The following is an 11,858-nucleotide window of genomic DNA, read 5'->3' as shown; positions in this document are numbered from 1 at the left end:
CATGATCATATACGACAAGCTCACAAAAGCAGCTCAGGAGTGGCCGAACAAGGCCCCTGTGCCCACGACCCATACCACCATCGCCCCGCCCGTTACGGACCAGCCCGTGACCTGGCTGGACGGCGGCTGGCACGTCGGCGAGGTCCCGGCCGTGGAGCCGACGCCCGAGGAAGTGGCGGCGGCGTTGGCCCAGGCGAAGACGGTCAAGCTGGCCGAGATCCGCGCCGCCTGCGACACGGCCCTGGCCCCGCTGGCGGCCGCCTATCCCGAACGGGAGGTGCAGTCCTGGCCGCAGCAAATCGCCGAGGCGAACGCCTACGCGGCCGACGCGGCGGCAGCCGTGACGTTGCTCCGCACCATGGCTGCGGAGCGGCCGAGCCTGGGGGAGACCGATGAAGCCCGGGTAGCCGAGCTGGCCCGGCGCATCCTGGCCAACGCCGCCGCGTGGTCGACCATCGCCGGGCCGATCATCGGCAAGCGTCAGGCCCTGGAGGACGCCGTGGTCGCGGCCGACACGCCCGAGGCCGTGGCCGACATCACGATCGATTTGGGAGGTGCCGCATGACCCGCCGCATCCTGTGCATCGACGGCGGCGGCATCCTGGGCCTGATCCCGGCGCTCGTCCTGGCCGAAATCGAGGCCCGGGCCGGACGGCTGGCCGGATCGCTGTTTGACCTGGTCGCCGGGACCTCAACCGGCGGCATCATCGCCGCCGCCGTGGCCGCCGGCATGCCGGCAAAGACCATCGTCGACCTCTACCGGCAACGCGGCCGGGAGATATTCTCCCGATCGACAGGCCACCGTCTGGCAACCGGCTTTGGCCTGTGGGGACCGCAATACGGGGCGGCCGGTATCGAGACGGACCTGGCCGACGTCTTCGGCGACCGCAAACTTTCGGACTGCGCCCTTGATCTGCTCGTCCCGGCCTACGACATCGAGGCCCGGTGCCCGGTCCTCTTCAAGTCAGCCAAAGCCGGTAGCGATGCCCGCCGGGACTACTACCTCCGCGATGTCTGCCGGGCCACGGCCGCCGCGCCGACCTATTTCCCGCCGGCCCGCATCAACAGTTTGGCCGGCGAGGAGGCCACATTGGTGGACGGTGGTATCTACGCCAACAACCCGGCCGCCTGCGCCCTGGCCCAGGCGGCCAAGGCCGGCGGCCTCGACGACGTGTGCATGGTGTCGCTCGGCACGGGCCAGCTGGCGCGACCCTATCTGTACGAGGCGGCCCAAGGCTGGGGACTGGCGGCCTGGGCGCGGCCGCTGCTCGACTGCATGTTCGACGGCCAGTCGGACACGGCCGCCCACCAGTGCGAGACGCTCCTGGGCGACCGGGCCATCCGGCTCCAGCCGGCGCTACCCCGGGATCTGGCCATGGACGATGCCGGCGAGGAGGCCCTGGCCACCCTGGAGGCCATCGCCCGAGGCCTGCTCGCGGACCAGGATGCGCTGCTGGATAAGATTTGCGAGATGACGCTGCCGAAGGCGGCAGCGGCGTAAAGTGGAGCAGGCGGGACGCAGGGGACGCGTCCCACTGGCCCGGCGGGCAAACGCCGGTCCACCAGCTTTCGCCGGCTGCTCCCTGCCCATGATCTGGCGACCAGGGGTACGGGGGGCGTAACAGCGCAAGCACAACCTGTAAAGAGAAGGGAATGCGGGAGATACGTTGCGGATCATGTAACAGGTTGTTGGCTAAGGGAGAGGCTCTGGACCTCTCCATCAAATGCCCGCGGTGCGGGACCATAAATCTCCTGAGGGCCACGAGCCCCGGATATGAGCCCAAAGAGGCCCCATCAGGAGATCAAATTGTATGTCGGAAGTCTTTTTAGCGGGGCTGGCCTTGGCGACATCGCCGCCGAAGCGATCGGTCTTTCTCATGCCTGGTTTTGCGAGTGCGATCCATTCGCCCGTTCCATCATGGAAAGGCGCTGGCCGGGTGTCCCTGTTTTTCAAGATGTGAGGGACATCCATGCGAAAAATGCCAAACGAGTTGATATTGTCGTCGGAGGCTTCCCCTGTCAGGATATCAGTTGCGCCGGAGCAGGGGCCGGCATCACCGGTAAAAGGTCCGGCCTGTGGTCCGAATACGCAAGAATCCTTGGCGAGCTACGACCCCGGTACGCGGTCGTGGAAAACGTCAAGGCGCTCCTCGGACGGGGACTGGACCGCATTCTCGGGGACTTGGCCGAGATCGGGTATGATGCGGAATGGGACGTGTTTCCGGCGGCAGCCTTTGGCGCCCCGCACCTGCGTGAGAGGGTTATCCTTGTTGCCTACCCCGGCGGCGATCGAGGGGCAGCCCGTGCGCCAATACTTGCGCCGGGAGGAGACTTGGCAATCCACCGGCAACCTGACGGCCCGACTTATTGGAATGGCCTACTGCTTGAAGGACCGCGATCCCAGGCCGCCGTATCGGCTTATCGTGGCCCCGTCGTTTGTCGAGTGGATGATGGGGGTGCCCATTGGATGGACAGACTCCGCTGCCTCGGCAACGGCATCACGCCTCCTCTCATGCGGTGGGTGCTCGAGCGGGTAATGAAGGTTGAAATCTGTGGGTAGAAAAGTAAACTAAAGAGAAGGGCTAGGGTGTCAAAGGGCGCTTGGCCCTTCTCGCTATGACTAAAACAAATTCTCATTTTGGCTGAACACTGCCTCCGTTGGAGGCTACCGTCCGAAGTCCGAAAATCGAACAGAAGCGATGATAGATCTAATCTGCGAGGTGACGCTCCGCAAGGTGGAACAAAAGGGTGTAGACGGGACGGACTGCAGTCGCCCCACTGTCTCGGGGTGGTGTTATCAACTAGCCGGCAATCGTCTCCTACACAAACCCGGTAAAGACGGATATCTAGGTTTGTTAGTCTGAAATGTTCGAAAAGTGACCATTTGTTATACTCTACACTATTTGGCAGAAATTATTCCAGCTATTAATTGTTTGTCATAGCTGCTGAATCATAGAGGCAGTCTCTACCTAGTTTCAAAAAAAAGGGGTGGACAGTACTATGGATGAGTACGAGATTGTTGGAGCAGGCGGCCCGGTCTCAATCAATAAAGAGTATCGAATTTTATTTCCATACAATGGAAAGTTTTGCAAAGTTATAAGATTTTGTATAGCTAAAGATGGCAGTATCAATTTTTCGCCATATGTAAAGGGTGCAAACCAGATGGCATTGCAAAAAGTTAATCCAGACAAAAAAGGAAATATACATGTAGAATATGGAGTAGGCGATATAACCTACAAAGAAGATATTAAAAGTAATAATATTTTAAAAGTCAATTATCATGCGTCGGGAATCATAAACCATGGGAATGACCGCTCAAAGTCCAAGCCAATTCGAGAAATAACATCAGAACATGAACTATGTATGATTATATTAATGCATCCATTAAAAATGAGTTTGGTAGACAAAATAAATATAAAAAGAAGCGACATGGTGACTTGGTTTGAAATAAAAGAAGAATACCCAATATTTACAAGTATCACTCTAACAAAACACGGAGTGCCTCCAACTTTTATCCCCAAAGGCCGCTTAAGATGGGTCCAATTATTACAATTTACCACCGGCCAGGACATGGTTGGAGATATGGATTTGCGTTTTTATTTCTTTGAGGGCAATTCTGGTCCTTGGCCAACAGAATGCGGCTGCCTCATGCAGTTAACTTGATAATTTTATCACCCTGAATGATAAATATAACGTTCATTTTGAGCCATCCGGCAAAGGGTTTAACTTATGACTTTCTGATTAAGGTACAATGACACCTACATGTGCATCGGTCTAAAAACGAGAACAAGCTTCTGATCGAGTCCTGCTGCGTTAGTGGCATATGATGCACAGCTTCCAATATAGGACGAACATTCGAAATTTCCGGCTAAATATAGGATTGGATGGACAGACTCCGCTGCCTAGGCAACGGCATCACGCCTCCTCTCAGCGGTGGGTGCTGGGGTGGATAACGGCGGCTGAAAACCGGGTAAGGCGGCAGAGCGAAGAGAGGGGCCAGGGGATCAAGTGGGGGCTTGGTCCTTCTCATTCTGCCTGAAACGATTTCTCATTTTGGTTGAGGGCTTACACTGCCCATGCGCAGGCCAACGTCTGCCCGAATGTTATCCAAAATTCCATCGTAAAACCGTATGGTTGGCCAAGATGTTATCCACCCCGGTTCTCCACAGGATAAAAGGGGTCAGGCCAAATATGACCTAACCCCTTGATTTTATTCTGGTGCGCCCGGCAGGATTCGAACCTGCGGCCATCTGCTTAGAAGGCAGATGCTCTATCCGACTGAGCTACGGGCGCACAGCCGTGATTCCTAAACAAGCCACACTCTCCGGTCAAGGCCGGGCTTGACGAAAGACCACTCCAAGCACAGACTGCTTGACCCCGGCCGTCCCCGCAACCAGGAGGGAGACATGAACCTGCGTGTGCTCGGCTGCTCCGGCTCGGATCTCCCTGGCCACCACCTGACCTCCTTTCTGGTCAACGACACGATCCTGCTCGACGCCGGCTCGGTCACCTCCGCCATTGATCTGGCCGCCCAGGCGCGCCTGGAACATATTTTCGTCACCCATCCCCACCTGGACCACATCAAGGACATCCTGTTTCTGGCCGACAACCTGATCGAATTCTTTGCCGGCAAGAAACGGCCGCCGCTCCAGATCCACGGCCTGCCCCAGGTCCTCGACGCCATCGCCACCCATCTCTTAAACGACACCATCTGGCCGGATTTCACCGTCATCCCCGAGAACTCTCCGGTCCTGACCTACGCGCCGATGACGCCCGAAGTCCCGGTCGTCATCGGCGGCGTCACCGTGACCGCCTTTCCCGTCAACCATGCCAAGGCCGCCTCGGGCTTCGTCCTTTGGGAAGACGACGGCGCGAAAAACCTGGCCTACACCGGCGACACCGGCCCCTGTCCCGAATGGTGGGCCTTTTGCGACAGCCTGCCCTTTCCGCTGGCCCACCTCATCACCGAGGCCTCCTTTCCCTCGGACATGGAAAGGCTGGCCACCGCCTCCAAGCACCTGACGCCGAAGCTCCTGCGGGCCGAACTGGCCCGCCTTCGGGCCAAACCCGAAATCCACATCTACCACATGAAGGCCCCGTTCGCCGTCCAGATCCAGGAGGAGCTGCGAACCGAGCTTACGGGCCATACCTATCACCTGCTCAGGGAACATGAATCCATCATCATCTGATTTCACGGACTTTGCCGGCTTTGAAGCCTACCTCGACAGCCTGGGCCTTTTCCACATGGACCTCGGGCCCGGCCGGATGCGGGCCGCCCTGGCCGGCCTGTCGCTCACCACCCTGCCGCATCTCGCCGTCCAGGTGGTCGGCACCAACGGCAAGGGCTCCACGGCCGCCTTTCTGGCGGCCATGCTGGCCGCCCACGGCCTGCCGACGGGCCTGTACCTCTCGCCGCACTTCGTGAGCGTTCGCGAACGCATCCTCATGGCCGGACGCCCGCTGCCCGAAGAGGACTGGGTCGCGGCCGCCCGGACCGTTCTCGAGGCCACGGCCCGGGGCGGGGAGGCCGGCCGACTCACCTATTTCGAGCTCCTGACCGCCATGGCCGCCTGGCTTTTCACCGACCAGCAGGCCGAGGCGGCCGTCTACGAGGCCGGACTCGGCGGGGCCGGGGACGCCACCACGGCCCTTGGCCGCGACCTGGTCCTTTTCACGCCCATCGGCCCGGACCACGCTTCCATCATCGGCCCGACCCTGGCCGACATCGCCCGGGACAAGGCCGGGGCCATGGTCCCCAATGGCGTGGCCGTAACCGGCGCGCAGGTCCCGGAAGTCATGGACGTGCTGCGCCGGGAGGCCGACCGCCTGGGCACGCGCCTCTACGAGGCATCCACGCTGGCCGGCTACGACGCTTCCCGGCGCCTGGGCCGGCTTCTGCGCCCAAAGGCCCTGGACATCCCGGACGCCAGGCTGCGTCTGGCCGGGCCGCACCAGGCCCGAAACGCCGCCCTGGCCCTGGCCGGATTTTCCGTCTGCGCCGAGCGCCTGGGCCTTGCCCCCGATCCCGAGGCCCTGGCCCGGGCCCTGACCGAGACCTTCATCCCCGGCCGGCTGCACCTGCTGCGGCTCCCGGACATGGTCCCGGAGCTGCTCCTCGACGCCGCCCACAACGTGCCGGCCCTGACCGCCCTGGCCGCGGCCCTGGCCGCCCTTCGCCTCGAACCGGCCGCCATGATCTTCACCTGCCTTGGCGACAAGGACCTGGCCGGCATGGCGCCCCTGGCCGCCGGCCTGACCACGGGGCCGATCTTCGTGCCGGAACTGCCGGGTGTCTCCCGGGCCCGGCCCGCCGCCGAGGTCGTGGCCGCCCTCGGTCCCGGGGCCGTGGCCGTGGCCGATCCGGCCGCCGCCCTGGCCGCCGTGCGCGGCCTGTCCGGCACGGTGCTGGCCTGCGGCTCCATGTATCTCCTGGCCGCGCTTTTTTCCGCCCCGGAAAATTGATCTTGCCCGGGTTTGCGGCTACGCCATCTCCATCTTTGCCGACGCGGCCAGGCCGCCAACCCGAACCTCCGGATGGGCCCGTGCAACACCTCTTTCGCCTGCTTCCGTCCGTGGACGCGGTCCTGGCCGCGCTTGCCGCCGATCCGGCCCTGGCCGCCCTGCCCCGGACCCTGCTGCGCGAGGCGGTGACGGAATTCCTCGACAGCCTTCGGGCGGACATCAAGGCCGGCCGCGTCTCCGATCCGGCGGAGCTCGCCCCGGACCAGGTCTTTCCGCTGTGCGCCCGGTTCGTGGCCGCCGCCTCCCGGCCGCACTACCGCCGGGTGCTCAATGCCACGGGCGTGGTGGTCCACACCAACCTCGGCCGGTCGCTCCTGGCCAAAAAGGCGGCACAGGCCGCCATGGACGCGAGCCTTCGGTACTCGAACCTGGAGTTCGACCTGGCCACCGGCGAGCGCGGCAGCCGCTACAGCCACGTGGTCGACATCCTAAGGCGCCTGACCGGGGCCGAGGCCGCCATCGTGGTCAACAACAACGCCGCCGCCGTGCTGATCGCCCTGGAGACCCTGGCCCAGGGCCGCGAGGTGGTGGTGTCGCGCGGCCAGCTCGTGGAGATCGGCGGCTCGTTTCGCATCCCCGAGGTCATGGCCAAATCCGGGGCCATCCTGCGCGAGGTCGGGGCCACCAACCGCACCCATCCGCGCGACTACGAAAACGCCATCAACGAAGAAACCGCCCTGCTGCTCAAGGTCCACACCTCCAACTACCGGATCATCGGTTTCACCCGCGAGGTGACCCTGGCCGAGCTCGTGGCCATCGGCCGGCGACGCGGCCTGCCGGTCATGGAGGACCTCGGCAGCGGCAACCTGACCGATTTCGCGGGCCTGGGTCTCCCGGGCGAACCGACGGTGCAACGGGCCGTGGCCGACGGGGCCGACCTGGTGACCTTTTCCGGCGACAAGGTCCTCGGCGGCCCCCAGGCCGGCATCCTCGTCGGCCGGGCCGACATCATCGAGGCCATCCGCCAAAATCCGCTCAACCGGGCCCTTCGCATCGACAAGATGACGCTGGCCGCCCTGGAGGCCACCCTTCGCCTCTACCTGGCCCCCGAAGCGGCCAAGCGGGAGATCCCGACCCTGGCCATGATGACGGCCGCCCCGGCCGCCCTGGCCGCCAAGGCCCGCAAACTGGCCGGTCTTGTCAAAAAGGCCCTGGCCGGCCGCTACGCCGTCACCACCGTGGCCGGGGCCTCCCGGGTCGGCGGCGGGGCCTTTCCGGAGCACGACCTGCCGACCACGCTCGTGGCCCTGACCCCCCTCTCCGGCGCGCCCTCGGCCGAGGCCCTGCGGCAAAGGCTTTTGGAAACCGAGCCGCCGCTGGTCGGCCGCATCGAGGACAACGCCTTTCTCCTCGACCCGCGCACCCTGGCCGATGACGAACTGCGCCTGGTCGCCACGGTCCTTGGGCAGGCTTTTGGCAAGGGAACCGGCTAGACCGGCCGAACACGCCCTTGCCCCGGGTCCGGCAGCGGCCGATCCCCTGGCGTTCCGAGCCGATTCACGGTCCGGCCATGGGAGGGGGTTCCCTCGGAGGGCCTGGACGCTTACTATGGATTTTTCCGCGCATCATCTTCAAGGAGCTTTTTCCACATGACCGAGAGCCAAGAAAAAAATACCCCGCCCCAGGCGGTGCCTTCCCTGACCATCGAGGCCAAATGCTGCTTCGAGGCCTATGCCTCTGCCGAGGAACGGCAAGCCATGCGGGACCTGGCCGACCGCTACTTGAAGTTTCTCTCCGCCTGCAAGACCGAACGCGAGACCGTGGCCTATGTCCGCGAGGTCCTCAGCAAGGCCGGCTTCACCGAATGCCCGGACGGCGATTTCACGGCCGACGCCGTGTTTCGCGTGCTCAAGGACAAGACCGTGTTCGTGGCCCGCAAGGGCAAGCGGCCACTCTCCGATGGTTTCCGCCTGCTCGGAGCCCACTGCGACACCCCGCGCATCGACTTGAAGCAGCATCCGCTCTACCAGACCTGCGGCGTCGCCCAATTCAAGACCCACTATTACGGCGGCATCCGCAAACACCAGTGGCTGGCCAGGCCGCTGGCCCTCCACGGCGTGGTGGCCAAGAAGGACGGCTCGGTCGTCACCGTGACCATCGGCGAGGACCCGGCCGATCCGGTCTTCACCATCCCGGACCTGTTGCCGCACCTGGCCTACAAGCAGGTGGAGCAGAAGCTGTCCGACGCCTTTGAGGCCGAAAAACTCAACATCATCGTCGGCCACTGCCCGGTCGAGACCGTGCCGCCGGCCGACGGCGGGTCCCAGAACGCCGCCCCAAAGGACAATGGCAACGACACCATCAAGGCCAAGGTGCTGGCGCTTTTGAACGAACGCTACGGCATTGACGAGATGGACCTGTACAGCGCCGAACTGCAGGCCGTGCCGGCCGGTGCGGCCCGGCTGGTCGGCCTCGACGGGTCCCTTGTCGGCGGCTACGGCCAGGACGACCGGGTCTGCGTGTTCACCGGCCTCGAGGCGCTGCTCAACGCGCCGGAGCCGGAACACGCCCAGATCGTGCTCTTCTGGGACAAGGAGGAGATCGGGTCCGAAGGGTCGACCGGGGCCAAGTCGCGGTTTTTCGAGTACAGCCTGGAAGACCTGATCGAGGCCTGGGACCCCAAGGCCCGCAAAAGCCGGGTGCTGGCCGCGGCCAAGGCCGTGTCCGCCGACGTGCACGGGGCCATGGACCCGGACTATCAGGACCTGCACGAAAAGCTCAATGCCGCCATCCTGGGCTTTGGCCCCTGCTTCTGCAAATTCACCGGCCACCGGGGCAAGGTCGGGGCCAACGACGCCCACCCCGAATACGTGGCCTGGCTTAGAAACCTCCTCGACACGGCCGGCGTCCCCTGGCAGATGGCCGAACTCGGCCGGGTGGACCTTGGCGGCGGCGGCACGGTGGCCAAGTTCCTGGCCGTCTACGGCATGGACATCATCGACTTCGGGCCGGCCGTCCTCAGCATGCACAGCCCCTTCGAGCTGACGAGCGTGGCCGACGTCTACGCCACCATGCTGGCCTACAAGGCCTTCTTGTCCAGTTAAGAGGCGTCCTCCCCTCCCTTCGAATGGGTCGGCAAGCGTTGTGAATACCCTTGCCTTCCGGTGGGGAGGGTCCGGGAGGGGATCATCCCCTCCCGGCCGCCGGAGGCATCTTCCCTTCTTCCCCCTCCCCAAGGAGCATCCATGCCAGTCATCATGGGGACCGCCGGGCACATCGACCACGGCAAGACCACGCTTATTAAGGCCCTGACCGGCATCGACTGCGACCGGCTGGCCGAGGAGAAAAAGCGCGGCATCACCATTGAGCTCGGCTTCGCCTTCATGGACCTGCCGGGCGGAACCCGGCTTGGCATCATCGACGTGCCGGGCCACGAGCGGTTCGTCAAGAACATGGTGGCCGGCGCGGCGGGCATCGATTTCGTGACGCTGGTCATCGCGGCGGACGAGGGCGTCATGCCCCAGACCCGCGAGCACCTGGACATCTGCACGCTCCTTGGCGTCACCACGGGCGTGGTGGCCCTGACCAAGGCCGACATGGTGGATGCCGACTGGCTGGCCATGGTGACCGAGGACGTGCGCGGGGAACTTGCCGGCACATTCCTGGCCGACGCCCCCATCTTTCCGGTCTCCTCCCACACCGGGGCCGGCCTGCCGGAACTGCGCGAGGCCCTGGCCGCACTGGCCGCCGGCTTCGCTCCGCGCCGCCGCTCGGACCTGGCCCGGCTTCCCATCGACCGGGTCTTTACCCTCAAAGGCTATGGCACGGTGGTCACGGGCACGCTCATCGCCGGCAGCTTCAAGGTCGGGGACGATGTGCGGCTTTTCCCGTCCGAGAAGCGGTCCAAGATCCGAAGCCTCCAATCCCACGGCGAGACCGTCGAGGCCTCGCCGGCCGGACGCCGCACCGCCGTCAATCTGGCCGGACTGGAGGTGGAGGACGTGGAGCGCGGCGAGGTCCTGGCCCTGCCGGGCACGCTTTTCCCGGACCTGTCCTGGGAGGTGGAGCTCACTTGCCTGCCGGGCGCCCCGCGCGGCATCAAACACCGCACCGAGGTCCATTTCCACCATGGCACCCGGGAGGTCCTGGCCCGGATCCATCTCCTCGACCGCGACAAGCTCGAACCCGGCCAGACCGCCGTCTGCCAGATCCGCTTTCCCGAACCCATGGCCGGCGTCCACGGCGACCGGGTGGTGGTCCGCTCGGGCGCGCCGCTTCGGACCATGGCCGGCGGCCGGGTGCTTTCGCCCATGGCCCGCAAGGTCAAGCGTTTCGACGAGGCGGCGCTGGCCTCCCTGGCCGCCCTGGCCACGGCCGCCGGCCCGGACCTGATCGCCCTGCACCTGTCCCGGGCCGGCACCGACGGCCTGGGCTTCGCCCGCCTCATGACCCTGACCGACCTGGAGTCCAAGGCCCTGGACAAGGCGCTCTCGGGCCTTTGCGACAAGGGCGCGGCGGCGCTCGTCGACCGCGAAGGCAAGGAAGGCCGGCACTTCGTCCACGGCACGGTCATAGCCGATCTGGCCGCCTCGCTCCTCGACGCGGTGGCCGCCTTCCACAAGCGCGAACCGCTCAAGCTCGGCCTGTCCCGAAGCGAGCTGGCCTCCACCTGGGGCAAGGGGCTTTCCCCCAAGCTTTTCCACTTCGTGGTCGAACGCCAGCTGCGGGCCGGCAAGCTGGCCACGGACCAGGACGTGCTGCGCCTGGCCGGCCACAAGGTGTCCCTGGCTTCGGACCAGGCCAAACTCCGGGCCACGCTCCTCGACGCCTACCAGAAGGGCGGACTGACCCCGCCAAACGTCAAGGACATCCTGGAGCCGCTGTCGCTGACCTTCAAGGAGGCCCAGCCCGTCTACAAGGTGCTCCAGGACGAAGGGCGCATCGTCAAGGCCCAGGAGAACATGTATTTCGACGCCGAGGCGATAAAGGGGCTTATCGAAAAGGTCCAGGCCTACTACCAAGCCGGGGCCGCCGACATGGGCCCGGCCGAGTTCCGCGAGCTGACCGGCCTGTCGCGCAAGTTTCTCATCGCGCTCCTCGAATACCTGGACAAGGAAAAAATCACCGTCCGCGTCGGCGACAAGCGCCAGTTGCGGAAGCGGTAGGAGCGACGAAACGCCGAAAGCGGCGGACCGCCGAAGCCGTCCGCCGCCTGCAATGCCTGACCGAAAGGGGTCGGCCCTACCAGTCCTGGTCTTTGGGCTTGGCGGTCTGCTGGGCCTTGATGACCAGCAGGGAAATGAAGATGCTGACGAAACCGAACAACACGATCAGCCCGGCGAAATCGAATTTCACGGTGAACCTCCCCCGTACGGATGTATTACGTGAAAAAAATCC

The 11,858-nt window shown here is 64.2% G+C and carries 10 protein-coding genes and 1 tRNA gene; 10 read left to right on the top strand and 1 reads right to left on the bottom strand.

Going from position 1 to position 11,858, the window contains the following annotated elements; translation table 11 throughout:
• The first annotated feature begins 1 nt into the window (after position 1).
• From DFW101_RS01565 to DFW101_RS19360, 5 genes are all read left to right on the top strand, one after another.
• On the top strand, positions 2-565 hold the full coding sequence (locus DFW101_RS01565) for a hypothetical protein (protein WP_009179776.1): 564 nt from the start codon (positions 2-4) through the stop codon (positions 563-565).
• On the top strand, positions 562-1,500 hold the full coding sequence (locus DFW101_RS01560) for a CBASS cGAMP-activated phospholipase (protein ID WP_009179775.1): 939 nt from the start codon (positions 562-564) through the stop codon (positions 1,498-1,500). The genes DFW101_RS01565 and DFW101_RS01560 overlap by 4 nt, the downstream gene beginning before the upstream one ends.
• A 152-nt stretch (positions 1,501-1,652) precedes the next feature.
• Positions 1,653-1,829 carry a Com family DNA-binding transcriptional regulator gene (locus DFW101_RS18840; protein WP_009179774.1) on the top strand — a complete coding sequence of 59 codons (177 nt, stop codon included), beginning with the start codon at positions 1,653-1,655 and terminating at the stop codon, positions 1,827-1,829.
• On the top strand, positions 1,807-2,559 hold the full coding sequence (locus tag DFW101_RS18835; RefSeq protein WP_009179773.1) for a DNA cytosine methyltransferase: 753 nt from the start codon (positions 1,807-1,809) through the stop codon (positions 2,557-2,559). Before DFW101_RS18840 ends, DFW101_RS18835 begins: the two co-directional genes overlap by 23 nt.
• A gap of 440 nt (positions 2,560-2,999) precedes the next feature.
• Positions 3,000-3,662: a hypothetical protein gene (locus tag DFW101_RS19360; protein WP_009179772.1), complete on the top strand. Its 663-nt coding sequence runs from the start codon at positions 3,000-3,002 to the stop codon at positions 3,660-3,662.
• Between the two features lie 553 nt (positions 3,663-4,215).
• Here DFW101_RS19360 and DFW101_RS01550 read toward each other — a convergent pair.
• Positions 4,216-4,292 (bottom strand) — tRNA-Arg (locus DFW101_RS01550).
• A gap of 113 nt (positions 4,293-4,405) precedes the next feature.
• On the opposite strand from DFW101_RS01550, the gene DFW101_RS01545 reads away from it, so the two are divergent.
• The 5 genes from DFW101_RS01545 to selB all read left to right on the top strand — a co-directional run bounded on the left by DFW101_RS01545 (position 4,406) and on the right by selB (position 11,626).
• Positions 4,406-5,188 (top strand): 3',5'-cyclic-nucleotide phosphodiesterase, encoded by a 783-nt coding sequence (locus DFW101_RS01545; RefSeq protein WP_009179771.1) that lies wholly within the window; start codon positions 4,406-4,408, stop codon positions 5,186-5,188.
• The gene (locus DFW101_RS01540; protein ID WP_009179770.1) at positions 5,169-6,461 is read left to right on the top strand and encodes a bifunctional folylpolyglutamate synthase/dihydrofolate synthase; all 1,293 of its coding nucleotides are present in this window, start codon (positions 5,169-5,171) and stop codon (positions 6,459-6,461) included. The genes DFW101_RS01545 and DFW101_RS01540 overlap by 20 nt, the downstream gene beginning before the upstream one ends.
• A gap of 80 nt (positions 6,462-6,541) precedes the next feature.
• Entirely contained in the window at positions 6,542-7,954 is a 1,413-nt protein-coding gene (gene selA, locus DFW101_RS01535; protein WP_009179769.1) for an L-seryl-tRNA(Sec) selenium transferase, read from the top strand.
• A gap of 156 nt (positions 7,955-8,110) precedes the next feature.
• Complete coding sequence (locus tag DFW101_RS01530; protein ID WP_009179768.1) at positions 8,111-9,565, top strand: aminopeptidase; 1,455 nt, start codon at positions 8,111-8,113, stop codon at positions 9,563-9,565.
• Positions 9,566-9,706: 141 nt separating this feature from the next.
• The gene (gene selB / locus DFW101_RS01525) at positions 9,707-11,626 is read left to right on the top strand and encodes a selenocysteine-specific translation elongation factor (RefSeq protein WP_009179767.1); all 1,920 of its coding nucleotides are present in this window, start codon (positions 9,707-9,709) and stop codon (positions 11,624-11,626) included.
• Positions 11,627-11,858: the final 232 nt, after the last annotated feature.

The sequence above is a fragment of the Solidesulfovibrio carbinoliphilus subsp. oakridgensis genome (assembly GCF_000177215.2).
Classification (GTDB): Bacteria; Desulfobacterota; Desulfovibrionia; order Desulfovibrionales; family Desulfovibrionaceae; genus Solidesulfovibrio; species Solidesulfovibrio carbinoliphilus.
Note: the sequence above shows the minus strand (reverse complement) of the source record. Positions and strands in the feature narration are given on the sequence as shown.